Genomic DNA, 24647 nt, shown 5'->3' with positions numbered 1-24647 from the left:
TCGCGTCTACTGTGTGGTTCTCGAAGAACAACCACCATCATGCTCGGCCCGTTTGTGGGGTGTGGGTGTGGGGGGTCTGGTTGTCTCGTCGTGTTACGGCGGTCATAGCGTCGGGGAAACGCCCGGTTCCATTCCGAACCCGGTAGCTAAGCTCGACAGCGCCGATGGTACTGCACTCGGTAGGGTGTGGGAGAGTAGGTCGCCGCCGGACATCTTCCTTCGAGAGAGGGGGGAAGAGGTCGTGGTTGCTGTGTGTGAGTGGTGGTGTCGTGGCACACCGGTCCCGCACTGGGTCCCTTTGTGGGGGGTCTGGGTGTGGGGGTGGTGGTGCCGACACGTGAAGCCATTCGCAAACGCACCATGGTCTCTCCCCCCTCTTTTTTCATGCCCTGACACCCGGGCCCCGCACACACGGAGCGGGCCGGTCTCCCTGAGGGTTCCGACGGCCTGTGCCGGCCTCCCCGGTGCGCTGCGTCGCGGGGTCTGCGGGCGAGGTGAATGCAGTCACGGTCGCGCGCGCCAGAGACGCCGCGGACGGTCCGGTGCCCTACCGTGGAGATCAGCTGGACACGCGGCCGCAGGCCGTCTACATACACCATGAACAGGGGCGCAGAGATGGAAGACCGGGATCGCCACGACTCCCGCGATGCACGCGGAGACGACTCCCGAGGTGCCCATCGTCAGACAGGACCAGGCGGACGGCAGCGCGACGGCGCGCGATCGACCGGCGGCTCCCGCCCCTACCGTTCGGATGCGCGTCGCGACGACGACCGGCCGCGCCGCGACGGCGAACGCTTCAGCGGCTCGCGCCCGCGCCGCGACAGCGGCTCGCGCGCGGACCGTCAGGGCGACCGCTTCGGGGATCGGCGCCCGCGCCGCGAGGGGGACCGCCGCGGCGACGATCGTCCGCGTCGAGACGGAGGCCGCTCTTTCGACGGTCAGACCCGTCGTGACGGCGAGCGTCGATTCTCCGATCGTCCCCGCCGGGACGAGCAGGGCCGGCCCGGTGATCGTCCCCGGCGCGACGGCGACCGTTCCTACGGCTCCCGCCCTCCGCGCGAGGGGGGCCGGCGCTCCGACGACCGCGGGCGCCGTGACGGGGAGCGTCGTTTCTCCGACCGATCCGCACGGGACGGTGGGCGTTCGTATGGCGACCGGCCCCGTCGGGATGGTGACCGTCCTTACGGTGACCGCCCTCGCCGTGATGGTGACCGTCCCTACGGTGACCGTCCGCGTCGTGATGGTGAGCGCCCCTATGGCGACCGGCCCCATCGGGATGGTGACCGCTCCTATGGCGACCGTCCCCGTCGTGACGGTGACCGCCCTTACGGCGACCGGCCTCGTCGTGACGGTGATCGTCCGCGTCGTGACGGCGATCGCTCCTACGGTGATCGTCCGCGTCGTGATGGTGAGCGGTCCTATGGCGGCCGTCCCCGTCGTGATGGTGAGCGGTCCTATGGCGACCGTCCCCGTCGCGACGGCGGGCGTCCGTCGGACTCGCCGTGGAAGGACACCGATCGCCGGGGCGACCGCCCTTCGCGCCCCGGCCAGGAGCGCCGCAGCGCGTGGATCGAGGAACCCGAGATCCCCGAGGCGATCACCGGCCGTGAGCTCGACCGCGACGCCCACGAGGAGCTGCGCAGCCTCTCCAAGGAGACCGCGCAGCGGGTGGCCCGTCACCTCGTCGCGGCCGGCGCCCTCGTCGAGGACGACCCCGAGACGGCCGTCGCCCATGCGCGCTTCGCCGCGCGTCGTGGCGGCCGCGTCGGCGTGGTCCGGGAGACCTACGGCATCACCGCCTACCGGGCCGGCGACTACGCCACGGCGCTCAAGGAGCTGCGCACCGCCGTGCGCATCACGGGGCGCTACGACCTGCTTCCCATGATCGCCGACTGCGAGCGCGGCCTGGGGCGCCCTGAGAAGGCGCTCGACCTCGCCGCCTCGCCCGAGGCGGAGAAGCTCGACGCCGTCCCCACCATCGAGATGATGATCGTCGTCGCCGGTGCCTACGCGGACACGGGCGACATCTCCACGGCGCTCGCCTCCCTCGAGATGCCCGCCCTGCGCCAGAAGGTCAACGGCGCATGGCAGGTGCACCTCTGGGTCGCCTACGCCGACCTGCTCGAGCAGGCCGGTCGGTCGGAGGAGGCCCACCGATGGCTCACCCTCGCGGCCGACACCGACACCGAGCTGCTCACCGATGCGGCGGAGCGCCTCGGGCGTCCCGCCCCCGTCCAGGAGGACCCCTCCTGGGAGGACGACGAGCAGGTGACCGTCATCGACGCCTTCGTGGATCTCGAGGACGCCGACGAGCACTCCGAGCCCGACGCCGATGAGGACCTCGACGGCGAGGACGTCGACGGCCAGGATGCCGACGGCGAGGACGAGCAGCCGGTGGACGAGGAGCCGCACGAGCGGGCCCCCGAGGTCGAGCATGAGAATCCCGAGTCCGAGTCCGAGCCCGCGGACGTCAGCGACCCGGAGTCGTCCGACGAGCCCGAGCACGCCGCCCCGGAAGCCGAGGACGCCGCCCCGGAAGCTGAGGGCCCGCAGGACGGGACCTCTGACGGCGACGAGCCCGACGCCGCTGCCGAGCCCGACACCACCACCGAGCCGGAGCCCTCCGCGGCACGTGCCGACGACACCGTGGCTGACGAGCCGACGGACGAGCCGGCCGCCGACGACCCCTCCCACGAGGTCGACGAGCCCGCCGAGGAGACCGCGACCGACGAGCCCGCCGAGGAGGAGCGCGCATGATCCGCCGTCCCGACCTGTCCCTGCTCGACCGCTACGACGCCCTCCTGCTGGATCTCGACGGCACCCTCATGAACGGGGCGCGACCGATCCCCGGCGCCGCGGACGGCGTCGACGGAGCCCGCGCGAAGGGCCGCAGCATCGTCTTCGCGACCAACAACGCGTCCCGCACGCCCGAGCAGGTGGTCTCCCATCTGGCAGGCGTCGGCGTCACCGCCGCCGAGGACGAGATCGTCACCTCCCCGCAGATCGCCGCCCGGCTGCTCGCCGAGGACCTCGACGAGGGTGCGTCCGTGCTCGTCATCGGCGGTCCCAGCCTCTCGGCCGAGATCAGCACCGTGGGGCTGACCCCGGTGGCCGAGGACGGCGAGGACGTCGTGGCCGTCGTGCAGGGCTGGGCCCCCTCCGTGGGCTGGCAGCAGCTCGCCGAAGGCGCCTACGCGCTGCGCCGCGGCGCCCGCTGGATGGCGACCAACACCGACGCGACCCTCCCCACCGAGAAGGGCCTCGCCCCGGGCAACGGCGCACTCGTCGCGGCCGTGCGCCATGCGACCGGTCTCGAGCCCGAGGTCGCCGGCAAGCCCGAGCCGGGCATGTTCGAGCTCGCGGCCCGCCAGGTCGGCTCGGCCTCCCCGCTCGTCGTGGGCGACCGCCTGGACACCGACATCGAGGGCGGCAACCGTGCCGGCATCGACACCCTGCTCGTCCTGACGGGCGTGTCGACCGTCCTCGAGGCGCTCCACGCCGTCCCGCGGCAGCGCCCCACCTGGATCCACGCCGACCTGACCGGTCTGGACGCCCCCTGCCCGGCGGCGGTCGTCGACGGCGACCGCGCCCGCTGCGGGGCCGTCAGCGCGCGCTGGCAGGACGGGGACATCGCCCTGCTCGGCGACGCGGCCGACCTGCGCACCATCCGGGCGGCTCTCGCGCTCGTCGTCGCGCACTGCCCCGATGCCCCGTGGAAGGGCCGTCTGCTCGACGCGGACGGGCAGGACGCGGCGCTCGCGGCCTCGTGACGCGCCGTCTCGACCTCGCCCTGGTCGACGCCGGTCTCGCCCGCTCGCGCACCCACGCCCGGCGCATCGTCGAGGAGGGCCGGGCCCGCATCGACGGCGCCCGTGCCGCCAAGCCGGCTGCCCCGGTCGCCGACGGCGCCGTGGTCGAGGTCGTCGACGTGCCCGACGGCATCGAGTACGCCTCCCGCGCGGCCCACAAGCTCGCCGGCGCCCTCGACGCGCTCGGACCCGACCCCGCCGGGCTGCGCTGCCTCGACGCGGGCGCCTCGACGGGCGGCTTCACCGACGTGCTCGTGCGGCGCGGTGCGCTCCGCGTCGCCGCCGTCGACATCGGCACGGGCCAGCTCGCACCCCACCTCGTGGCCGATCCCCGGGTCGAGGTCCACGACGCCACGAGCATCCGCGGTCTCGACCCCGCCCGCATCGGCGGACCGGTGGACCTCACCGTCGCCGACCTCTCCTTCATCTCCCTGACGGCCGTGATCGCCGACCTCGCGCGCGCGACCGCCCTCGGCGGTCACCTGCTCGTGATGGTCAAGCCCCAGTTCGAGGTGGGGCGCGGGCGCCTGCCCCATGGCGGCGTGGTCCGCGACCCCCGCCACCGGCGCGAGGCGGTGCTCGGCGTGGCCCGGGTCGGAGGGGAGTGCGGACTGCGGGTCGAGGGCGCCGAGCGCAGCGAGCTGCCCGGTCAGGACGGCAACGCCGAGTACTTCCTCCGGCTGCGCCACACGGGGGAGACCTGCACGCCCGACGCGAGCGCCTGTGACATGATCGAGCGCGCGACGGGCCCGCGCCCCGACCCCGATCCGACACCCCGCGCCCTCGAGGAGGACCTGCGACCATGAGACGGTTCCTGCTCTACGTGCACACGGGACGGGACACCGCGCTGAGCGCCATGCTCACCGTCCTCGACGAGATGGAGCGGCGCGGCGTGCGCGGCGTCGTCGTGGACGACCAGCTCGAGGAGATCCGCGGCGCCGACCAGCGGCTCGTGCCGGCCGGGCTGCTCGAGCGGGTCGACTCGGACCGCGTGGACGTGGTCGACGCGGTCTCGGCGGCCGACATGGTCGAGCTCGGCATCGTCCTGGGCGGCGACGGCACCATCCTGCGGGCGCTCGAGGTCGTGCGCGCCGCGGGCGTGCCCCTGCACGGCGTGAACCTCGGCCATGTCGGGTTCCTCGCCGAGAGCGAGGTCGCGGAGCTGTCCGACACGGTGCGCCGACTGCTCGACGGGGACTACGAGATCGAGGAGCGCTCGACCCTCGACGTGGCCGTCTTCGACCGCGAGCAGACCCTGCTGCGCACCGACTGGGCGCTCAACGAGGCCTCCCTCGAGAAGGCCGACCGCCAGAAGATGGTCAACGTCGTCCTCGAGATCGACGAGCGTCCCGTGTCCTCCTTCGGCTGCGACGGCGTGCTGCTGTCGACCTCGACCGGCTCGACCGCCTACGCCTTCAGCGCCGGTGGCCCCGTCGTCTGGCCCGAGGTCGACGCCTTCCTGGTCGTACCCCTCGCCGCGCACGCCCTGTTCGCGCGCCCCCTCGTGCTCGGCCGCTCGTCCCTGGCCGCCGTCGAGCTCGTGACCGACAACCACGACCCCGCCGTGCTGACCCTCGACGGCCGCCGCACGATGGACGTGCTGCCCGGCATGCGCCTCGAGGCGCGCCTGTCACCGCAGTCCGTCCGGCTCGCCCGGCTCGCCCCCACGCCGTTCGCGGACCGTCTCGTGGAGAAGTTCCAGCTGCCCGTCGTCGGCTGGCGGGGGCGGGACGCCCAGGAGTCCTGATGCTCTCCACGCTCAGGATCCGGCACATCGGCGTGATCGACGACGCCCTGCTGGAGTTCGGCCCCGGCTTCACCGCCCTGACGGGCGAGACGGGCGCCGGCAAGACCATGGTCGTCACCGGCCTCTCCCTCCTGCTCGGAGGCCGCCTCGACTCGCGCCGCGCCGGCGCGGCGAGCACCGTCGACGGCACCCTCGTGCTCGAGGGCCACGAGACGCTGGCCGCCGAGCTCGACGAGCTCGGGGCCGAGGAGGACGACGGCGAGGTCCTCATCGTGCGTCGCACCACGCGCGACGGCCGCTCGCGCGCCCAGATCGGCGGCGTGCCCGTCCCGATCGGCACCCTCGCCCGGCTCGTCGGCTCCGCCGTGACCGTGCACGGGCAGTCCGACCAGCAGCGCCTGCGCGACCCCGACCCCCAGCGCGAGGCCCTCGACTCCTACGCCGGCGCCCCCGTGGCCGACCTCGTCGCCGCGCACCGCGAGCTCTGGAGCGTGCGCGAGACCCTGCACGCGGAGCAGCGGCGGCTCGCCGCTCTGCTCGACGAGCGCGATCGCCGGGGGGAGGCACTCACGAGCGCCCTCGAGCGGCTCGAGGCCCTCGACTCCCGCCCCGGCGAGGACGACGAGCTGCGGGCCGAGCTCGACCGTCTCGCCCACGCCGTCGACCTGCGGGCCGACGCCGAGCGCGGCTCCCTCGCGCTGGTCGGCGACGACGCCCCCTCGGCCGTCTCCCTCGTCGACATCGCCGCCGAGGCCGTGCGCGCCGCCTCCCGCACCGACCCCGAGCTCGAGGGCCTCGCCGAGCGGCTCGACGCCGCCCGCCTCGACCTCTCGGACATCGCCGCCGACCTGGGGCGCTACGCCGACGGGATCGACGCCTCCCCGGGTCGCCTCGACGCCGCCAACGAGCGCCTCCACGAGCTCACCGTGGCCGTGCGCGACCTCGCGCCCGTGCTCGGGCCCGCGACGGACGTCGCGGGCCTGCTCGAGGCCTCCCGCACCGCCGCTGCGGACCTCGACCGCTTCGAGGGGGCGCACGAGCGCCTCGCGACCGTCGAGCACGAGCTCGCCGAGCTCGAGCCGCGGCTCGAGCACATCGCCACGGAGCTCACGGCAGCCCGCACCGCCGCCGCCGACCGGCTCGCTGACGCCGTCCAGCGCGAGCTCGCGCACCTCGAGATGCCCGGCGCCTCGCTGCGCGTCGAGGTCGTGCCCGCCACGCCGCGGGCCCACGGGCGCGACGGCGTCCGGATCCTGCTCGCCCCCCATCCGGGCGCCGAGCACATGCCCGTCGCGACGGCCGCCTCCGGCGGCGAGCTGTCCCGGGTCATGCTCGCCCTCGAGGTCGCGCTCGCCTCCTCGCGCGACGACGAGCTCGCCGCCCCCGTCTTCGTGTTCGACGAGATCGACGCCGGCATCGGCGGCCGGGCGGCCCTCGCCGTCGGCCAGCGGCTCGCGCGCCTGGCGCGCCACGCCCAGGTCATCGTCGTGACCCACCTGCCGCAGGTCGCCGCCCACGCCTCGACCCACCTGCGGATCGTCAAGGAGGCCGACGACGGCACCACGACCTCGACCGTCGAGGCGCTCGACCGCGCCGGCCGGGTGAGGGAGCTGGCCCGCATGCTCGCGGGCGACGACGCGTCGGAGGTCGCGCGCGCCCACGCCGAGGAGCTGCTCGCCGACGCGACCGCGGGGGCGGCGCGATGAGCGGGCCCGTCCGGGGGCCCGCACGGATCGGGCGCCGCACCAAGGACCTCACCAAGCGCCTCGTGCCGGGGGACGTGGCCGTCATCGACCACGAGGACATCGACCGCGTGGCCGCCGAGGCGCTCGTCGAGAAGCACCCCGCCGCCGTGCTCAACGCCGCCCGCTCGATCTCGGGCCGCTACCCCAACGCCGGGCCCCGCATCCTCACCGAGGCGGGCATCCTGCTCGTCGACGACCTCGGCGCGGACGTCATGACCGACCTGGTCGAGGGCGAGCGCCTCGTCGTCCACGAGGACGGCGCCGTCGCGGTCGACGACCGGCAGGTCGCACACGGCACGGTGATGGACGCCGCGCGCGTCGCTGTCGCCCTCGAGGCCGCCCGCGAGGGCCTGTCCGCCCAGCTCGAGCTGTTCGCCGAGAACACCATGCAGTACATGCTGCGCGAGCGGGACCTCCTGCTCGACGGCATCGGCACCCCGGACGTGCGCACCGACATGCACGCCCGGTCGGTGCTGATCGTCGTGCGCGGCTACCACTACAAGGAGGACCTGCAGACCCTGCGGCCCTTCATCCGCGAGAACCGTCCCGTCATCATCGGCGTCGACGGGGGAGCCGACGCCGTGCTCGAGGCCGGCTACCACCTCGACATGATCATCGGGGACATGGACTCGGTGACCGATCGCACGCTGCGCGGCGGGGCCGAGCTCGTCGTGCACGCCTACCGGGACGGGCGCGCGCCGGGCCTCGAGCGGCTGCAGGAGCTCGGGCTCGACGAGAGCGCCGTGGCCTTCCCCGCCTCCGGCACGAGCGAGGACATCGCGATGCTGCTGGCCGACGAGAAGGGCGCGAGCGTGATCGTGGCCGTCGGCACCCACGGCACCCTCGAGGAGTTCCTCGACAAGGGCCGCGCCGGCATGTCCTCGACCTTCCTCACCCGCCTGCGGGTCGGGTCGAAGCTCGTCGACGCCAAGGGCGTCTCCCGCCTGTATCGTCAACGGATCTCGACCGCCCAGCTGGTGCTGCTCGCGGTCGCGGGGATCCTCGCGCTCGGCGTCGCGCTGTGGGCCACCCCGGGCGGGCAGGCCCTGTTCCAGATCGTCGGCGCCCGCCTGGACGACCTGCTGTCCTGGTTCACCGCCCTGTTCGCCGCCTATCCCGAATCCTCCGGGGAGAGTGCCCTCTCGTGATCGACTTCCGCTACCACCTCGTCTCGCTGATCTCGGTGTTCCTCGCCCTCGCGGTGGGGATCGTGCTCGGCGCCGGCCCGCTGCGCGAGTCCCTCGGCACCCAGCTCGCGGGCCAGGTCGAGCAGTTGCGCACCGAGAAGGACGCGCTGCGCACCGACAACGACAATCTCACCGCGGCCAACGACCAGCTCGGCACGTACATCACCCAGACCGCCCCGACCCTGGTCGCGGGCACGCTGACCGGACGCTCGGTCGCGGTCATCACCGACGACTCCTCGACCCGCACGAGCGTCGAACAGCTCTCCGTGCTCGCGACCGACGCGGGCGGCACCGTGCCCGTGCGCGTGACCCTCGGGACCACCCTGTGGGATCCCGCGGGCGACGCCGACCGCGCCGCCGCGCTCGCCGCCCTGCGCACCGCCGCCCCCGGCCTCGAGCTGAGCGGGGACGACGACGCCCAGCGCCTGTCGTCGGCCGTCGTCACCGTGCTCACGGCCTCCTCGGATCAGCTCGGGCACAGCGAGCGCGCCACCGCCCTCGAGTCGCTCGTGTCCTCGCAGATCATCACCGTCGACGGGCAGCTCGACGGCCCGGTCGAGGGCCTCGTCTACGCGAGCGCCGCCCCGGACCAGCTCGTCGACTCGGGAGACGACGACGCCGCGGCCGCCACCCGCGCCCAGCTGCTCAACACCGCGCAGACGGCGATCCTCACCACGATCGTCGACGACCGGATCCCGAGCGTCGTGGCCGGTTCGACGCCCGGCTCCGACGACACCACGGGCATCATCCGCACGGCGCGCGGGGGCTCCCGCTTCTCGAGCATCTCGACCGCCGACGGCCTGCAGCGCGCCGACGGGCCGCCCGTCGCCGTGCTCGCCCTCGCCGAGCAGTTCGACGGCGGCGCGGGCGACTACGGCACCGGCGCGGGCGCGCAGGCGCGCCTGCCCGAGAACGTCGCCGGCAGCGACGGCAGCGGCGGGGCCCCGGCGGCCTCGGACGGCGGCCAGGGATGAGCGCACGCCGCGGACGGCTCGTCGCCACGCTCCGCCACGAGCTCGAGCGCACCAACTTCCACGGACGCACCGTGACCCTCGCCGAGGGGGTCGCCGTCTCGGGCGCGGCCGCGGCCCTGGCCGCCCTCGCGCGCCGGCCCGCCGACGCCGCCGTGCTCGTAGGCATCGGCGTGCTGGGCCTGGCCGACGACCTCGTCGAGCACCGCCAGCGGCGCGCCGGGCGCCCCGTCGCCAAGGGGCTGCGCGGCCACGTGCGGGCGCTGGCCGCGGGCCGCCCGACCACCGGCGGCCTCAAGCTCGTGGGCATCCCCGTGCTGTGCCTGGCCGGCGCCGCCCGGGCCGAGCACCCCCGCCTCGTGCTCGTCGACGCGGCGCTCACGGCGGGCTGCGCGAACCTCGCCAACCTGCTCGACCTGCGCCCGGGGCGCGCCCTCAAGGCCTCCCTCATGCCCGCCGCCCTGCTCGCGACCCTGCCCGTCCAGGACGGCGGGACCGCCGAGAGGGCCGCCGGGGGCCGGACCCTCGCGATCGCCGCCCTGCTCCCCGCCCTCGCGGCCCTGCCGGTCGACCTCGACGAGCGCGGCATGCTCGGCGACGCGGGCGCCAACGTGCTCGGCGCCGCCGTCGGCACCGCCCTGGCCCGCCGCACCCCGCCCGGCGTGCGCCTCGCCCTGCTCGCGGGCGTCGTCGCGCTCACGGTCGCGAGCGAGCGCGTCTCCTTCAGCGCCGTGATCGCCCGCACTCCCTGGCTCGAGCGTCTCGACCGGATCGGCCGCCGCGCCGACGGGCCCGACGAGGCGGGGCCGGCATGAGCGCTCCCGCCGCACCCCGCAGCTCCGCGACCGTGCGGGGCATCGCCCGGGCCGCCGGGCTCATCCTCGTCGTCACCATCGTGGCCCGCATCGCGGGCTTCGTCCGCTACCTCGTGTTCGGCGCGACCGTCGGCGCCGGCGACGTCGGGACCGCGTACGCGAGCGCCAACCTGCTGCCCAACGTCCTGTTCGAGGTCGTCGCGGGCGGGGCCCTCGCGGGAGCCGTCATCCCGCTGGTCGCAGGGCTGATCGAGCACGACGAGGACGGCAGCGGCGCCCGCCGGGCCTCGCGCGTCATCTCCGCCCTGATGGGCTGGATGCTGCTCGTCACGGTGCCGCTCGCGATCCTCGTGGCGCTGCTCGCGCATCCGATCGCGTCCCTCATCCTGGGCGGCGACGCGAGCGGGCCCGGCGCCATCCTGCTCGGCGCCCGCATGCTGCGCATCTTCGCGGTGCAGATCCCGCTGTACGGGGTCACGGTCCTGCTCGGCGCGTTCCTGCAGGCGCGGCGCCGGTTCCTGTGGCCCGCCCTGGTGCCGCTCGTCTCCTCGCTCGTCGTGATGGCCTCCTACGCCGTGTACGCGGCGCTGTCGCCCGCCGTCGCGACCGTCACCACCATCTCGCCGGCGACCGAGGCGGTGCTCGCATGGGGCACGACCGCCGGCGTGCTCATGATGGCCCTCCCGCTCGTGATCCCCGCCCGCCGCGCGGGCCTGCGCCTGATCCCCACCCTCCGCTTCCCCGAGGGCACGGCCCGGCAGGCCCTGGGCCTGGCCGGCGCGGGCCTCGGCGCCGTCGGCGCCCAGCAGGCCGCCTCCGCCCTGATCCTGCTGCTCGCCATGCGCGCGGGCGGCACCGGCACCCTTCCCGTGTTCCAGTACGCCCAGGCCGTCTACCTGCTGCCCTACGCGGTGCTCGTGGTCCCGCTCGTCACGAGCGTGTTCCCCCACCTGTCGGAGCTGCGCCTGGTCGGCGACGCCGACGGCTTCGCGCGCGCCGGGGCCATGTCGCTGCGCTCGGTCGTCGCGGTCGCTGCCGCCGGGGGAGCGGTGCTCTTCGCCGCGGCCCCGGCCATCGAGCAGTTCTTCCGCCTGCTCGACCGCGCGGGGGCCACGGGTGTCGGCTCGACCGTCGCCGCGCTCTCGCTGGGCCTGGCCCCCTACGCGGTCGCGACCCAGTCCACGCGCATCCTGTCGGCCGCGATGCGCGCCCGCGACGCGCTCGTCGTGGGCTCGGTCGGCTGGGTGTGCGCGGCCGTGCTCATCCTCCTGATAGTGCTGCCCTCGGCCACCCGCCGCACCGCCGAGGCGTCCACCGCCTTCGGCCTGTGCATCGCGCTCGGCATGTCCGTGGCCGCCCTCGTGGGCCTCAGCCGGCTCGGCGACGTGCTCGGGCAGGGTCCCTTGCGCCGCGGCCTGTTCCGCGGCTCGGCCCTGTCCGTGCTGGCCTACGTGCTCGCCGCGGTCGCGGGATACGCGGCGTGCCGAGCGCTCATGCGCGCCGGAGCCCACATGCCGCTGACGATCCTCGCCGGGGTGGTCGGCGGTCTCGCCGCCCTCGTCGTGGTCGCCGTCGTGCTCGGCCTCGGCGACCGCGAGACCCTCCGCCAGCTGCGGCGGGGACGCACCCCGACCCGCGCCGACACCGCCGCGCCCGTGCCCGCCGGCCCCGAGCAGTGAGCGCACCGTGACGACCGCCGGCCCGACGCCCGAGGCGGCCACCGTGCTGATCGTCGAGCCGCTCGCGACCGGCGGCCTGCACGCCCACGTGCACGACGAGATCGCCGCCCTGCGCGCCGCGGGGCTCGACGTGCGCCCCGCCGCGGTGAGCATCGGCCCGCGCCCGCGCCCGCTCGCCGACCTCCGGGCCGTGCGGGCCCTGCGCGCCGCGCTGCGCGCCGACGGGGTGCGCGCGGTGCACGCCCACGGCCTGCGCGCCGGCGCCCTGACCGCGCTCGCCCGAGGGCGACGCGGACGCGCCCCGCGCCTCGTCGTGACCCTGCACAACCGCACCGTCGGCTCGGCGCCCTCCCGTGCCGTCGGCGCCGCCCTGCTGCGTGTCCTCGCGCGCCGCGCCGACGCCGTCCTGGCCGTCTCCCCGGACCTCGTCGAGGACGCGCGCGCGGCCGGGGCCCGCGAGGTCGCCCTCGCCGTGGTCCCGGCCCGCTCCGCGCCGCCGGCGGCCGCCGACGCGCCACCGGCCCACGGCGCCGCGGCGAGTGCGCGCGAGGAGCGCGAGGCACGCGAGACGCATCGTGGCCTCGACGTGCTCGTGATCGCCCGCCTGGCGCCGCAGAAGGGCCTGCACGACCTGCTCGACGCCGCGGCCCTGCTGGGACGCGAGCATCCGGGGGCGGTCCGCGTCCGCGTGGTGGGCGAGGGCCCGCAGCGCACCGAGCTCTCCGCCCGCATCGCCGCCGAGCAGCTCGAGGTGGAGCTGCTCGGGCATCGCGACGACGTGCCGGAGCTCCTGGCCCGCTGCGACCTCGTGGTCTCCGCCGCCGTCTGGGAGGGCCAGCCCGTCGCGCTCCAGGAGGCCCTGCACGCAGGCCGCGCGATCGTCGCGACCGATGCGGGCGGCACCGCGTCCGTCGTGGGCGATGCCGTCCGTCTCGTCCCCGTCGGCGATGCCCCTGCGCTCGCCGCCGCGATCCTCGAGCTGGCCGATCCCGCCGCCCGGGCGCGTGCCGAGGCGGCCTCCAGCTCCCGCGCCGCCGAGCTGCCCGGGATCGAGGACATGACCACACAGCTGCGCGTCGTCCTGGCCCCTCGTCCCGCTCGCCGGTAGGGTGGGGGTCCGTGGCAGATCGCACCGTGAACTCGACCAAGCCCTTCCGCAACCCCGGCGTCACCAAGCACATCTTCGTGACCGGCGGCGTGGTGTCCTCCCTCGGCAAGGGGCTCACCGCCTCCTCGCTGGGCATGCTGCTCAGAGCGCGAGGACTGCACGTGACGATGCAGAAGCTGGACCCCTACCTCAACGTCGACCCGGGCACCATGAACCCGTTCCAGCACGGGGAGGTGTTCGTCACCGAGGACGGCGCGGAGACCGACCTCGACATTGGCCACTACGAGCGCTTCCTGGACGAGAACCTCACGCGCGACGCGAACGTGACGACCGGCCAGGTCTACTCCGGCGTGATCGCCAAGGAGCGCCGCGGCGAGTACCTCGGCGACACGGTCCAGGTGATCCCGCACATCACCAACGCCATCAAGGAGTCGATGCGCTCCCAGGCGTCCGAGGACGTCGACGTCATCATCACCGAGATCGGCGGCACCGTCGGCGACATCGAGTCCCAGCCCTTCCTCGAGGCGGCGCGCCAGGTGCGCCAGGACGTCGGCCGCGACAACGTGTTCTTCGTGCACGTCTCGCTGATCCCCTTCATCGGGCCCTCCCAGGAGCTCAAGACCAAGCCGACCCAGCACTCGGTCGCGGCCCTGCGCAGCATCGGCATCCAGCCGGACGCGATCGTGCTGCGCGCCGACCGGCAGCTGCCCGCCTCGATCAAGCAGAAGATCTCCTCGATGTGCGACGTCGACCTCGACGCCGTCGTGACCTGCCCCGACGCCCGCTCGATCTACGACATCCCGCACGTCCTGCACGACGAGGGCCTCGACGCCTACGCGATCCGCCGGCTCGACCTGCTCTCCCACGACGTCGACTGGTCGACGTGGGACGACCTGCTCGAGCGCGTCCACCAGCCCGAGTACGAGGTCACGGTCGCGATCGTCGGCAAGTACATCGACCTGCCCGACGCCTACCTGTCGGTCTCCGAGGCCCTGCGCGCGGGCGGCTTCGCCCACCGCGCCCGCGTGAACCTCAGGTGGGTGCCCTCGGACCTGTGCGAGACGCCCGAGGGCGCCGCGGCGCAGCTGCGCGACGTCGACGCGATCGTCGTGCCCGGCGGCTTCGGCATCCGCGGGCTCGACGGCAAGATCGGTGCGCTGCGCCACACCCGCACCAAGGGCGTCCCCACCCTCGGGCTGTGCCTGGGCATGCAGTGCATGGTCATCGAGTACGCGCGCGACGTGCTCGAGCTGGCCGACGCGAGCTCGACCGAGTTCGAGCCCGACACCGCCAACCCCGTCATCGCGACCATGGCCGAGCAGGAGCAGATCGTGACGGGGGAGGGCGACCTGGGCGGCACGATGCGGCTGGGCGCCTACCGCCACGAGCTCGTGCCCGGCTCGCTCGCGGCCGACACGTACGGCGCCACCACCGTCTCGGAGCGCCACCGCCACCGCTACGAGGTCAACAACGCCTTCCGCGACCGCCTCGAGGAGGCCGGCCTCGTGGTCTCGGGCGTCTCGGAGATCTCCGAGGACCGCGAGCTCGTGGAGTTCGTCGAGCTGCCCCGCGAGGTGCACCCCTACTACATCGGGACCCAGGCCCACCCGGAGCTGAAGTCCCGTCCCACGCGCAGCCATCCGCTGTTCGCGGGGCTCATCGGCGCCGCCCTCGAGGTGCAGAAGTCGACGCGCCTGCTCGAGGTGCACCCCGACCCGGCGACCGCGGTCGGCGCGCCGGTGGACGAGCCGGCCGAGGACTGAGCGTGGACGCGCCCGAGGACCGTCCGCTGCGGGACGAGCCGGGACGACGGGACGTCGCCGCCCGCCGCACCGTGCACCACGGCATGGTGTGGGACATCGTGCGCGACACGATCGACTTCGCCCCCGGCGTGCGGTTCGACCGCGAGTACGTGCATCACACGGGCGCCGTGGCGGTCCTCGCGGTGGACGAGCGCGACCGGATGCTGCTGATCCGTCAGTACCGTCATCCGGCCGGCGAGACCCTGTGGGAGATCCCCGCGGGTCTGCTCGACGTGGGAGGCGAGGCGGCGTCCGCGGCCGCGCTGCGAGAGCTGCGCGAGGAGACCGGGCACGACGCCCAGACCGTGCAGACCCTGCTCGACTTCCGTCCCAGCCCGGGCGGCTCCGACGAGGTCATCCGCATCTATCTCGTCACCGGGGTGCGCGCGGCCGTCGAGGACGGCTTCGTGCGCACCGACGAGGAGGCCGAGCTCGAGGTCCGCTGGGCCGGGATCGACGAGGTCGCCCGGGCGGTGCTCGCGGGCGACCTGACGAGCGGCTCGCTCGTGGCCGGGGTGCTCGCGCTCGTGGGGCATCGCGCCCTGGGCGCGCCGCTGCGCGGCCGGGACACCCCGTGGCCGGAGCGTCCCGGCCACGGGACGGACGGCTGACTCAGGCGCCGCGGTAGGCGTCGAAGGCCGCCGTGATCTTCGCGAGGGAGGCACGGGCGTCGGAGTAGCCCGCGATCGTGTTCTTGCCGAAGGGGTACTCGTGGCCCGCGGCGACGGCCGGCAGCTGCCGGTACAGCGGCGACTCGCGCAGCGCCGTCGTGAAGGCGGTCGTCGAGCCCGACAGGGTCGAGTCGTAGAACACCAGCTGGGCGTCGCCGACGACGTCGAGCACGCGCTCGTTCGAGACCGTCTTCTCGGGCTCCTTCTCGCCCTCGACCGCGGCGTTCTCCTGGGCGGACCAGGTGACGCCGAGCGGCAGCAGGAGCGTGCCCTGCATGTTCCCCTCGCCCCACGCGTACATGTTGCCCTCCTCGTAGGAGGCGACCACGCCGACCACGAGCCCCTGCGCGACGTCCGCGTACGCGGTCGCGGCGTCGTCGAGCTCCTGCTTCCAGTCCGCCGCGAGCGCCGTGTACTCGTCCTCACGGCCGAGGGCCTCGCTCACGCCCTTGACGCGGCCCTCCCAGTCCTTGCGCTGACCGCCGCGCAGCAGGAAGGCGTACACGGGGGCGATCTGCTCGAGCTGCTGGCGCACGTCGTCCTCGGTCGTGTTGGGCGCGAGGATCAGGTCCGGCTCGAGCTCGGCGATCTTCTCGATCTGGGGCTCCTGCTGGGAGACCACGACGGGCACGTCCTTGAGCTCGGCCCACAGCTCGGCGGGGACCCACTCCTCCTCGTCGCCCCCGCCGCCCTGGCCCGCGGGGCCGGTGCCGATCGGGGTGAGACCGAGGTCCATGGCCGCCTGTGTCGCGGCGTAGTGGAGGACCACGACCTTCTCGGCGCGGGCGGGGATCTCGACCTCGGTCCCGAAGGCGTCGGTCACGGTGCGGGTGCCGCTCGCGCCGCCCGCGTCCGAGCCGCCCGCGTCGGACGCCTCGTCCGTGCCGCCGTCCGAGCACGCCGCGAGGGCGCCGAGGGGGAGCAGGCCGAGACCCGTCAGCAGGGAGCGGCGGCCGAGCGGCGCCGTGGTCGTCCGCCGGTCGGAGGCAGGGGTGGTGGGGGTCATGGGATGTTCCTTTCCTGAGGGGTCGTCGGCCGTGCGGACGGCCGGGTGCCGTGTCGGGGCACCACGAGAGGACCGCCGTTGAGCGGGTCCTCGACGACGACGGCGTCCAGACCGGACACGTCGTCGAGCAGGGCGGGGGTGATGACCTCCGCCGGGGGTCCGCCGGCCACGATGCGGCCGTCCTTCATGACGACCAGGCGGCTCGCGTAGCGGGCGGCGTGGTTGATGTCGTGCAGGACGGCGACGACGGTGCGGCCGTCGGCGTGCAACTGGGCGAACAGGTCGAGCAGGGATATCTGGTGGGCGATGTCGCGGCGAGCGGCTGGAGGCTCCACTGCAGGGTGTCCTCGGTGCGGGCGTCCAGGGCTGCCTCGACGGCCGGGTCGTGCGCGCGGGCCGCGGCGAGCGGGGCGCCGTGCCCGGGCAGGTCGACCGGTGTGCCGGTGCGCAGGGACCCGAGGGCGCCGAGGAGGGTCAGCTCGAGGGTGTTGGCGGGGTTGTCGAGGTGCAGGTGGTCCTGCGCGCTCTCCTCGAGGAGGACCTCGCCGAGCGACATCGCGGCGAGCTCGCCGGGCGTCGTGCGCAGTAGGCCGAGCGCGAGCAGGGCGTCGAGCAGCGGGCGCAGGCGCGCCAGGGGCACGCCGCACGCGTCGGCGAGCTCGCGCTCGCCGGTGGTGCCGGCGGCGATCAGCTCGGGCAGGCCGAGGGTGACGGCCAGGCGCAGGGCCACGGGAGGCAGCAGCTCGGACATCTCGTGGACCGCGAGCAGGAGCTCGCGCGGGCTCGGGGCCGCCGCGGTCGCTGCTGGGGCGGGCCCCGCGTCGCTCGACGAGGTGGGCGCGGGCGCCTCGACGGGGTCCGCGGATCGTCGCCAGTAGCCCACGACCTCGACGTCCTCCTTCGGCAGACCCCGCTCGCGGCGCAGGTGCCGCCGGATCGGCGAGATGGTGAGGGTCTCCCCGGCGCACCAGGCGAAGGGGGGCTCGCCGACTGCTGGCCGGGCTGCTGCTCGGGGTCTCCCCGGCGCACCAGGCGAAGGGCCGCCCGGGTGGGAAGTCGAGGGCCCGGAGCGCGTCGAGCAGGAGCGTCGAGCGGCCCGGCTCGGTGTCAGCGTCGCGCACGAGCCAGCGGATGTCGGCGTCGGCGACGGGGTCGATCTGCTGGCGGTCCGCCGCGGAGGGCACCTCGATGAGGGCGATCACGGTGGTGCCGGCGGGCGCCTCCTCGAGCCAGCGCCCGATCGCGGGCAGCGCCGTCTCGTCCCCCATCAGCAGGTGCCAGTCGACGTCGTGGTTCACCCCGGCGCTCGACTTGGGGCCCGCGAACGCGAGCCGCGAGCCGATCGTGCACGAGAACGCCCAGTCGGAGGCGCGGCCGGCGTCGTGGCGGACGACGTCGATCTCGAGAGACCGGGCGGCGGGATCGTAGCGGCGCACGGTGTAGTCGCGGGTGAGCGGGAGCACGCCGGGCGCCCAGCCGAAGCGGTCGCCCTCCTGGGTGCCCGCAGCAGGCACGGGGCCGCCGGGCTCGGGCACGACGAGCTTGACGTGGTCGTCGAAGCCGTCCGAGCGGAAGGGACCGATCGGGTGGCCGTCGCGCTCGCCCCCGGCGAGCTGCTCGCCCGACACCGTCAGGCGCCGCATGTGGGGGCTGACGTCCTCGATGCCGGTCACCACCACGTCGCGCAGGCTGATGGGGAAGATCGACAGCGGTCGGGACGTGCGCGGCACGGGGGCTCCTGGTCGTCGGCGGGCTCCGGCCCCCACGCGACGCACGGCGTCGATAAGGAAACGTGGGCAGCACGAAAAAGACTCAGGTCACCCTCACCATGATCCGCGGGCATGGCAAAGCGCGCCGAGCGGACAGTCGGCGCAGGAGGCCTCAGAGGCTCTTCTCGATGACGGGCGCCGTGAGGTCGGCCTGCCAGGGCCGGGCGCCGAGCGCCTCGAGGTCCTCGCGCACGCCCGCGGCGCCGCCGTGCGGGTGCTCGTGCTCCCACACGTACCGGCGCAGGAGGGACGGGGTGAGCAGGTTCTCGGTGGGAACGTGGAGATCCTCGGCCCGGTGGCTGACGGCGTCCCGCACCCGGCCGTAGCGCTCCCACACCTCGGGATGCTTCTTCGACCACATCTTGTGAGCGGGCGGGTAGCCGGGCTCGGGGCGGGAGGGCTGATGCGCCGACGGCAGCTCGAGCCCCGAGCGGGCCACTTGCCACCACGTGTCCTTGCGCCGCAGCGGAGCGGGCAGGGCCGCGTCGAACGCGGCCTTCGACTGGATCGAGGCCTTGGCCGCGGCCACCAGGTCGCGGTCGCGCAGCACGCGGTGAGGGGAGAGGTCCTCGCGCCGCGCGACCTCGTCGCGCCGCTCCCACATCGCGCGGGCCGCCGCGAGCTGGCGGGGATGGCGCAGCACGCCGATCCCGTGCAGGGAGCGCCAGGGCTCGGCGGGCCGCTCGGGCACGCCGCGCTCGACGAGGTGGGCGAACTCCTGGCGCGCCCACTCGGCCTTGCCGTCGGTGCGGAGCCGCTCGGCCAGCACGTCGCGGACCTCGACGAGCACCTCGACGTCGAGGGCCGCGTAGACGAGCCACGGCTGGGGCAGGGGGCGCTTGGACCAGTCGGCCGCGGAGTGCTCCTTGGCCAGCCGCAGCCCGACGGTGTCCTCGACGACCGTGCCCAGCCCGACGCGGGGCATGCCGAGCAGGCGCGCGGCGAGCTCGGTGTCGAACAGGCGATGCGGCGTGAGGTCGAGCTCGGTGAGGCTCGGCAGGTCCTGGGTCGCGGCGTGCAGGACCCACTCGCGATCGGCGAGGGTCTCGCGCAGGGTGGCCGGAAGGGTGAAGGCGGTCGGGTCGATGAGGGCGGTCCCGGCCGCCTCGGTGCGCAGCTGGACGAGATAGGCCTTCTGGCTGTAGCGGTAGCTCGAGGCGCGCTCGACGTCGACGGCGACGGGCTCGTCGGCCACCTCGGCGGCCGCCTCGCACCAGGCCAGGAGCGGCTGGATCCGGTCGATCACCTCGGGCAGGCCGTCGCGCGGCCCGGTCAGCCGGGGCGGCTCGGGCGCGCCCGAGCCGGGAGCGGTCGCGTCGGGGCCGGTGGCGGTGGATCGTGCGGGATGCGGTGCGTCCATGGTCTTCGTCTCGTTCATGCCTCGTCCCCGGGGCGGGGGGAGCGAGCTCGGTGGCTCGGGGTGATGGGTGCGACGGGGGCGGGGGAGGGCGGCAGACCGCCCGCCGCGGCGAGCATGCTCGACCACGCGACCAGATGGGGCGCGAGCAGCACGGTGCCGTGCGGATCGTCGGCCGCCTCGGCCTCGTCCTCGTCGGGCGTCCAGGACACCCGCATCTCGACGTCGACCGTCGAGGGCCGCGAGGCGAGGGCGCCGTAGCTCTGGGAGACGACCCGGGTGGCGGTGCAGCCGAGCTCGTGGGCCGACGCGTCGGCGAGCTCGAGGGACTCCGTCACCCAGGACCACGCGACGTCGCCGAGCATCGACTCGATCGCGAACTCGGGCTCGAGCTGCGCCTGGACGAGGGCGACCATGCGCCATCGCCCCTGCCATCCCTCGTTGCCGTCGGGGTCGAAGAGCACGACCAGGCGTCCGCTCGCGAGCTCCTCGTCGTGCATGAGCACCTCTCCCGAGGCCGCCCAGGTGTGGGGCGCCATCCGGGAGGGAGCGGGGATCTCCGTGAGCTCGACCTCCGGTCGCAGCGGCGTCGCGGTCATCGCGGCGATCGCCCGGCCGAAGCCGTGGTCGGAAGGCGTGAGGCGGTGAACGGACACAGCGCCACAGTAGAGACCGGCGCGCCGAGCGCGGGGCAGGCGCGCCGTAGGGGCGCCCTGCAGGGCCGGTCCGGCGGCGGGGAGCGCGGTCGCCGCGTGCTCAGGCCTCGTGGCGCAGGGAGACGGAGTTGATGCAGTAGCGCTGGTCGGTCGGGGTCGCGAAGCCCTCGCCCTCGAACACGTGGCCCAGGTGCGAGCCGCAGTTCGCGCAGCGCACCTCGATCCGGCGCATGCCCAGCGAGGTGTCCTCGAGCAGCTCGACGGCGTCGCTGTCGGCGGGAGCCCAGAACGCAGGCCATCCGCAGTGCGCGTCGAACTGCTCTGCCGCGGTGAACAGCTCCGCGCCGCACGCGCGGCACACGTAGGTGCCCGCGGGGCGCACCTCCTCGTACTCGCCCGTGAAGGGACGCTCGGTGCCGCCCTCGCGCAGCACCTGGTACTCGTCGCGACCCAGGCGCTCGCGCCACTGCTCGGGCGTGAGCGCGATGGGGTAGGAACCGCTTCCGATGGGCTTGGACGACATGTCAGGACGTTCCGATCGTGGGAGAGCCGGGGTAGAGGTGGAGGACCGTGGCGTGCAGCTCGTCCTCGACCTTGTGCGCCCAGTCCTGGGCGAAGGTCTCCTCGAGCAGCTGCGGGTCGGAGAACACGACGACGGCCTGGGACTCGCAGTCATCGAGCAGGCGGCGGACGGCTGGCAGCGGGTCGTCCTCGCTGAGCGATCCCTCGGCGCGGCAGCCCACGCGCTCGAAGGCGTCGATCACGGTCGCCAGGACGGCGTCGGCGTCGGCGCGCGCGCTGTCCTCGGTGCGCTCGCGGCGCGCCCGTTCGACGATGGCCTCCCACGCGCCGCGCAGGTCGGCCATGCCGAGGGCGTCGATCACCTCGGCGACGAGCGAGCGATCGGTGTCGCGCGGCACGACGACGCGCACACGGTGGGGCGCGGCGGGCGCGTCCTCACCAGAGGCGTCGTCGTCCTCGGGGCCCAGCCCGAGGTAGCCGAGGGCGGTCATGGCGTCGGAGGCGTCGATGGGGACCTCGGACAGGACGATGAACGAGCTGCTCATGGTCCATGATCGTACGCGCCCCGGCCCACCTCGGGGCACCGGCGGCCCGGCCGTGCGGTGCTCGTAGACTGCGAGCCATGACGTCTCGCCCCCTCCCGTCGTTCGTCCTGCCGGTCGCCCGGGCGGTGGGATCGCGACGGCGGCGGCATGAGCGCGAGCGCCGTGCCCGCTGGGCGCACGCCGCGACGCTCGGCCTGACGGGCGCCGCCGGGGCGTTCGCGCTCAGCGCGGGCGCGCTCACGGTGGGCGCCCGCGTCATGGCGCGCCTGCCGCTCGTCCCGGTCGGCCGCCAGCGCTCGGACGCGACCGTGCGGGCCGTGTACCGCGACCGCGTCCACCTCGACGCGACCGCCGAGACCCGACGCCCGGGCTATCTCGCGATCCGGCAGGCGGGAGGGGCGGTCCACGTGCGCCTGGGCGCCGTGCTGGGCTCTCCCACCCCGACGAGCGTCGCACGTGTCCTGCTGGCCCAGGACACGCCGCGCCCCCAGGACCGGCTCGAGCTCGGGCCCGCCGGCACCAACGGGTACTACTGGGCCGGCGACCCCGCCACCGCCCACGGCCTCGACTTCGAGGACGTCGTGGTCGACTCGCCGGTCGGGGCGATGCCCGCCTGGCAGGTCACGCCGCGGGGCGAGGGCGACGGATCCGGCACGTGGGCGGTGCTCGTCCACGGCCACGGGGCCACGCGCGGGGAGACGCTGCGCGTCATGCCGCTGCTCTCCGAGCTCGGCCTCACCGCGCTCGCCATCACCTACCGCAACGACGCGGGAGCGGCCGAGTCCGCCGACCGGATGCATCATCTCGGCGCCGACGAGTGGGAGGACGCGGAGGCCGCGATCGTGCACGCCCTCGCCCACGGCGCCCGCCGGGTCGTGCTCGTCGGCTGGTCGATGGGGGGCGGGATCGCGCTGCGCACGTCCGTGCTCTCGGCGCACCGCGACGCGATCGCCGCCGTCGTCCTCGACTCGCCCGCCGTGGACTGGCAGGACATCCTCGACTACCACGCGAAGGCGCTGCGGGCGCCGCGGCCGATGCGCCGCCTGGCGCTGTGGATGATGCGCTCGCGCTGGGGCGCACGGGCGGTGCGGCTGCGCGAGCCGATCGCGCTCGCGCAGATGCGCCCCGCCTTCTACGGCGAGCACCTGCGCCATCGCACCCTGCTCCTGCACGCGATGGAGGACCGGACGGTGCCGCCCGGGCCGAGCGCCGAGCTCGCGGGGCTGAGGCCCGACCTCGTGCAGTACGTGCCCTTCCCCGAGGCCTCCCACACGCGCGAGTGGAACACGGACTCCGAGCGGTACGAGCGGGTGCTGACCCGCTTCCTGACGGACGTGCTCGGCCTGGCCGTCGATCCCGACGCCATGGCCCTGCCCGTGCGCGATCCGGCGTCTCCGCCTCAGGAGCGCTCGTCGGGCCTGCGGCTGTAGCGCGAGCACGTCGCGTGCTCGCCGACGAGCAGCGACCGCAGGGACCAGGACCGGGCGTGCGGAGGCCCGTCGACGAGCCGCGGCGACGGGCCCCCGACCGTCACGTGCGACGTCGACAGGCACAGCTCGTCGAGCGCCCCGGCGGCCGCGAAGCGTCCGAGCGCCGAGGGGCCGCCCTCGAGCTGGATGCCCCGCAGTCCCCGGGAGGACAGGGCCGCGACGATGTCGGCGGGGGAGTCCGCCACGATCACGTGGGACGCGGGCAGGCCGCTGCGCCGTGCGGCGCCGGCCGCCCCCGCCGACGGCGTGACCAGCAGGGTGGGCCAGTCCGCCTCGACCGTGGTGGGCAGCTCGCCGGACCTCGACATGATCGCGAGCACCGGATGCGCCCCGCCCGCCGGCCTTCGGGAGGGGGCGCGCAGGTCCGAGCGACCGAGCGGCCGCCGATAGTCCTCGGTCCGGACGGTCGCCGCCCCCACGAGCACGACGTCGGCCAGGGCGCGGAGCACGCCGAACACGAAGGAGTCGTCGGGGTTGCGGAGTGATCCGCTGGTCCCGTCGGCCCCCGCGACCGCCCCGTCGATGCTCGTGTTCATCATCGCGCGCACCGTGACCCCGGGCCCGAACGCGTAGAGGTCCGCGAGCGTCGCGGCGCCGTCCTGGTCGGTCCCGACCGTGAGCGGGGCGCAGGGCCGGCCGTCGCGCTGCAGCAGATGCATGCTCCCGATCATGCCGCACGCGGAGGGCCCGCGCGCGGTGGCGGCCGGCGCGGACCTAGACTTGCCGCCGTGACCGAAGCGCTCGCCGACCGCCGCCCCGCCCCGTCGCTGGACCGTCTCGTGGCCGATCTCGTGCCGCCGCCGCGATTCGCGCAGGCCCGGCTCGAGACCTACATCCCCGACCCTGAGCACCCCTCCCAGGGCCGCGCCAAGGAGCGGATCGGGCAGTTCGCCACGACCCTCGGCGCCCCCGCCCCCGGGGGCCTGCTCTCGCGGCTGCGCGGCCGCCCCAAGGCGACGCCGGCGCGCGGGCTCTACCTCGACGGCGGCTACGGGGTGGGCAAGACCCACCTGCTGACCTCGCTGTTCCACGTCGCTCCCGGCAAGCCCGTGTACGGGACGTTCGTGGAGTACACGAACCTGGTCGGGGCGATGGGCTACCGCCGCGCGGTCTCGCTCTTCTCGGACGCCTCGGTGCTGTGCATCGACGAGTTCGAGCTCGACGACGTGGGCGACACCCTGCTCATGACCCGTCTGATCCGCGAGCTGTCCGATGCGGGCGTCGCGGTCGTCGCGACCTCCAACACCCTCCCGGAGGCGCTCGGGGAGGGGCGCTTCGCCGCCCAGGACTTCCTGCGCGAGATCCAGTCGATGTCCGAGCGCTTCGAGGTGCTGCGCATCGACGGGCCCGACTACCGCCACCGCGGCGGCAGGATCGAGGCCCGCGCCCTGTCCGCGCAGCAGGTGCGCGAGCACGCCGAGACGACCGCCGGCGCCACCCTCGACGACTTCGACGACCTGCTCGCGCACCTCAAGGAGGTCCATCCGTCCCGGTACGGCGCGCTCATCGACGACGTCTCCTCGGTCCACCTGACGGGGGTGCACACGATCGCCAACCACAACGACGGGCTGCGCTTCGTCGTGCTCGTCGACCGGCTGTACGACCGCGAGGTGCCCGTGCTCGCGGCGGGCGCGGACGTGTCAGCCCTCTATGCGGACGAACTCCTGTCCAGCGGCTACCGCAAGAAGTACTACCGCTCGCTGTCGCGCCTGGCCTCGCTCGCGGGCGACGGCGCGGCGCTCATGGGCACCGCCGCCTGACCTCGCCG

23 protein-coding genes, 1 rRNA gene and 1 pseudogene are annotated in these 24647 nt (G+C 74.7%); 15 read left to right on the top strand and 10 right to left on the bottom strand.

Annotation, left to right across the window (positions count from 1 at the left end):
* Window positions 1-94 precede the first annotated feature (94 nt).
* Window positions 95-211, top strand: a 5S ribosomal RNA gene (gene rrf, locus BRM3_RS13310).
* A 293-nt stretch (window positions 212-504) separates the two neighbouring features.
* On the opposite strand, the gene BRM3_RS13305 is transcribed toward rrf, so the two are convergent.
* The gene (locus BRM3_RS13305; RefSeq protein ID WP_263593776.1) at window positions 505-1734 is read right to left on the bottom strand and encodes a hypothetical protein; all 1230 of its coding nucleotides are present in this window, start codon (window positions 1732-1734) and stop codon (window positions 505-507) included.
* Here BRM3_RS13305 and BRM3_RS13300 point away from each other — a divergent pair.
* The 12 genes from BRM3_RS13300 to BRM3_RS13245 are packed head-to-tail and all read left to right on the top strand — an operon-like array spanning window position 1669 to window position 15474.
* A complete protein-coding gene (locus BRM3_RS13300) occupies window positions 1669-2757 on the top strand; it encodes an MSCRAMM family adhesin SdrC (RefSeq protein ID WP_263593775.1) in 1089 nt (362 codons plus the stop codon). The genes BRM3_RS13305 and BRM3_RS13300 overlap by 66 nt on opposite strands.
* Window positions 2754-3770: an HAD-IIA family hydrolase gene (locus tag BRM3_RS13295; RefSeq protein WP_263593774.1), complete on the top strand. Its 1017-nt coding sequence runs from the start codon at window positions 2754-2756 to the stop codon at window positions 3768-3770. The genes BRM3_RS13300 and BRM3_RS13295 overlap by 4 nt, the downstream gene beginning before the upstream one ends.
* The gene (locus BRM3_RS13290) at window positions 3767-4615 is read left to right on the top strand and encodes a TlyA family RNA methyltransferase (protein WP_263593773.1); all 849 of its coding nucleotides are present in this window, start codon (window positions 3767-3769) and stop codon (window positions 4613-4615) included. Before BRM3_RS13295 ends, BRM3_RS13290 begins: the two co-directional genes overlap by 4 nt.
* Window positions 4612-5556 (top strand): NAD kinase, encoded by a 945-nt coding sequence (locus BRM3_RS13285; RefSeq protein ID WP_263593772.1) that lies wholly within the window; start codon window positions 4612-4614, stop codon window positions 5554-5556. Before BRM3_RS13290 ends, BRM3_RS13285 begins: the two co-directional genes overlap by 4 nt.
* Window positions 5556-7262, top strand: a complete 1707-nt coding sequence (recN, locus tag BRM3_RS13280; RefSeq protein WP_263593771.1) for a DNA repair protein RecN — start codon at window positions 5556-5558, stop codon at window positions 7260-7262. Before BRM3_RS13285 ends, recN begins: the two co-directional genes overlap by 1 nt.
* Complete coding sequence (steA, locus tag BRM3_RS13275; RefSeq protein WP_263593770.1) at window positions 7259-8449, top strand: putative cytokinetic ring protein SteA; 1191 nt, start codon at window positions 7259-7261, stop codon at window positions 8447-8449. The genes recN and steA overlap by 4 nt, the downstream gene beginning before the upstream one ends.
* Entirely contained in the window at window positions 8446-9462 is a 1017-nt protein-coding gene (locus BRM3_RS13270; protein ID WP_263593769.1) for a copper transporter, read from the top strand. Before steA ends, BRM3_RS13270 begins: the two co-directional genes overlap by 4 nt.
* Window positions 9459-10274: a hypothetical protein gene (locus BRM3_RS13265; RefSeq protein ID WP_263593768.1), complete on the top strand. Its 816-nt coding sequence runs from the start codon at window positions 9459-9461 to the stop codon at window positions 10272-10274. The genes BRM3_RS13270 and BRM3_RS13265 overlap by 4 nt, the downstream gene beginning before the upstream one ends.
* A complete protein-coding gene (murJ, locus tag BRM3_RS13260) occupies window positions 10271-11953 on the top strand; it encodes a murein biosynthesis integral membrane protein MurJ (RefSeq protein WP_263593767.1) in 1683 nt (560 codons plus the stop codon). Before BRM3_RS13265 ends, murJ begins: the two co-directional genes overlap by 4 nt.
* A gap of 7 nt (window positions 11954-11960) precedes the next feature.
* Entirely contained in the window at window positions 11961-13061 is a 1101-nt protein-coding gene (locus BRM3_RS13255; protein WP_263593766.1) for a glycosyltransferase, read from the top strand.
* A gap of 11 nt (window positions 13062-13072) precedes the next feature.
* Complete coding sequence (locus BRM3_RS13250; RefSeq protein WP_263593765.1) at window positions 13073-14824, top strand: CTP synthase; 1752 nt, start codon at window positions 13073-13075, stop codon at window positions 14822-14824.
* A 2-nt stretch (window positions 14825-14826) separates the two neighbouring features.
* Entirely contained in the window at window positions 14827-15474 is a 648-nt protein-coding gene (locus BRM3_RS13245) for an NUDIX domain-containing protein (protein WP_263593764.1), read from the top strand.
* 1 nt (window position 15475) lies between these two features.
* On the opposite strand, the gene BRM3_RS13240 is transcribed toward BRM3_RS13245, so the two are convergent.
* The 8 genes and pseudogenes from BRM3_RS13240 to BRM3_RS13215 form a co-directional block, all read right to left on the bottom strand.
* Window positions 15476-16540 carry an ABC transporter substrate-binding protein gene (locus tag BRM3_RS13240; RefSeq protein WP_263593763.1) on the bottom strand — a complete coding sequence of 355 codons (1065 nt, stop codon included), beginning with the start codon at window positions 16538-16540 and terminating at the stop codon, window positions 15476-15478.
* The gene (locus tag BRM3_RS15100; protein ID WP_318152415.1) at window positions 16537-16728 is read right to left on the bottom strand and encodes a hypothetical protein; all 192 of its coding nucleotides are present in this window, start codon (window positions 16726-16728) and stop codon (window positions 16537-16539) included. Before BRM3_RS15100 ends, BRM3_RS13240 begins: the two co-directional genes overlap by 4 nt.
* A complete protein-coding gene (locus BRM3_RS15095; RefSeq protein WP_318152414.1) occupies window positions 16725-17423 on the bottom strand; it encodes a hypothetical protein in 699 nt (232 codons plus the stop codon). Before BRM3_RS15095 ends, BRM3_RS15100 begins: the two co-directional genes overlap by 4 nt.
* A 238-nt stretch (window positions 17424-17661) precedes the next feature.
* Window positions 17662-18183, bottom strand: a pseudogene (locus BRM3_RS15175) (siderophore-interacting protein); the annotation flags it as partial.
* 238 nt (window positions 18184-18421) lie between these two features.
* Entirely contained in the window at window positions 18422-19687 is a 1266-nt protein-coding gene (locus tag BRM3_RS13230; RefSeq protein WP_263593762.1) for a ribonuclease D, read from the bottom strand.
* Window positions 19684-20322, bottom strand: coding sequence for a DUF3000 domain-containing protein (locus tag BRM3_RS13225; RefSeq protein WP_263593761.1), 639 nt, complete (start codon window positions 20320-20322; stop codon window positions 19684-19686). Before BRM3_RS13225 ends, BRM3_RS13230 begins: the two co-directional genes overlap by 4 nt.
* 100 nt (window positions 20323-20422) lie before the next feature.
* Window positions 20423-20845, bottom strand: a complete 423-nt coding sequence (gene msrB, locus BRM3_RS13220) for a peptide-methionine (R)-S-oxide reductase MsrB (RefSeq protein ID WP_263593760.1) — start codon at window positions 20843-20845, stop codon at window positions 20423-20425.
* 1 nt (window position 20846) lies between these two features.
* Entirely contained in the window at window positions 20847-21389 is a 543-nt protein-coding gene (locus tag BRM3_RS13215; RefSeq protein ID WP_263593759.1) for a hypothetical protein, read from the bottom strand.
* Between the two features lie 77 nt (window positions 21390-21466).
* On the opposite strand from BRM3_RS13215, the gene BRM3_RS13210 reads away from it, so the two are divergent.
* The gene (locus BRM3_RS13210) at window positions 21467-22819 is read left to right on the top strand and encodes an alpha/beta hydrolase family protein (RefSeq protein WP_263593758.1); all 1353 of its coding nucleotides are present in this window, start codon (window positions 21467-21469) and stop codon (window positions 22817-22819) included.
* On the opposite strand, the gene BRM3_RS13205 is transcribed toward BRM3_RS13210, so the two are convergent.
* Window positions 22789-23538 carry a dihydrofolate reductase family protein gene (locus tag BRM3_RS13205; protein ID WP_263593757.1) on the bottom strand — a complete coding sequence of 250 codons (750 nt, stop codon included), beginning with the start codon at window positions 23536-23538 and terminating at the stop codon, window positions 22789-22791. The two genes, BRM3_RS13210 and BRM3_RS13205, sit on opposite strands and share 31 nt — an antisense overlap.
* A 69-nt stretch (window positions 23539-23607) precedes the next feature.
* Between BRM3_RS13205 and zapE the strand changes: the two genes are divergently transcribed.
* The gene (gene zapE, locus BRM3_RS13200) at window positions 23608-24639 is read left to right on the top strand and encodes a cell division protein ZapE (RefSeq protein WP_263593756.1); all 1032 of its coding nucleotides are present in this window, start codon (window positions 23608-23610) and stop codon (window positions 24637-24639) included.
* Window positions 24640-24647: the final 8 nt, after the last annotated feature.

The organism is Brachybacterium huguangmaarense (assembly GCF_025725725.1).
GTDB classification, from domain to species: Bacteria; Actinomycetota; Actinomycetes; order Actinomycetales; family Dermabacteraceae; genus Brachybacterium; species Brachybacterium huguangmaarense.
The sequence above is the reverse complement of the archived record's forward strand: the minus strand, read 5'-3'. Positions and strand labels throughout refer to the sequence as shown.

Coding starts and splice junctions, on each gene's coding strand:
- BRM3_RS13230 (WP_263593762.1), bottom strand. CDS start 19,687: ATGAACGAGACGAAGACCATGGACGCACCGCATCCCGCACGATCCACC.
- BRM3_RS13305 (WP_263593776.1), bottom strand. CDS start 1,734: ATGGGCGACGGCCGTCTCGGGGTCGTCCTCGACGAGGGCGCCGGCCGC.
- BRM3_RS13285 (WP_263593772.1), top strand. CDS start 4,612: ATGAGACGGTTCCTGCTCTACGTGCACACGGGACGGGACACCGCGCTG.
- BRM3_RS13215 (WP_263593759.1), bottom strand. CDS start 21,389: ATGAGCAGCTCGTTCATCGTCCTGTCCGAGGTCCCCATCGACGCCTCC.
- BRM3_RS15100 (WP_318152415.1), bottom strand. CDS start 16,728: ATGAAGGACGGCCGCATCGTGGCCGGCGGACCCCCGGCGGAGGTCATC.
- BRM3_RS13295 (WP_263593774.1), top strand. CDS start 2,754: ATGATCCGCCGTCCCGACCTGTCCCTGCTCGACCGCTACGACGCCCTC.
- BRM3_RS13265 (WP_263593768.1), top strand. CDS start 9,459: ATGAGCGCACGCCGCGGACGGCTCGTCGCCACGCTCCGCCACGAGCTC.
- BRM3_RS13205 (WP_263593757.1), bottom strand. CDS start 23,538: ATGCATCTGCTGCAGCGCGACGGCCGGCCCTGCGCCCCGCTCACGGTC.
- steA (WP_263593770.1), top strand. CDS start 7,259: ATGAGCGGGCCCGTCCGGGGGCCCGCACGGATCGGGCGCCGCACCAAG.
- recN (WP_263593771.1), top strand. CDS start 5,556: ATGCTCTCCACGCTCAGGATCCGGCACATCGGCGTGATCGACGACGCC.
- msrB (WP_263593760.1), bottom strand. CDS start 20,845: ATGTCGTCCAAGCCCATCGGAAGCGGTTCCTACCCCATCGCGCTCACG.
- BRM3_RS13210 (WP_263593758.1), top strand. CDS start 21,467: ATGACGTCTCGCCCCCTCCCGTCGTTCGTCCTGCCGGTCGCCCGGGCG.
- BRM3_RS13240 (WP_263593763.1), bottom strand. CDS start 16,540: ATGACCCCCACCACCCCTGCCTCCGACCGGCGGACGACCACGGCGCCG.
- murJ (WP_263593767.1), top strand. CDS start 10,271: ATGAGCGCTCCCGCCGCACCCCGCAGCTCCGCGACCGTGCGGGGCATC.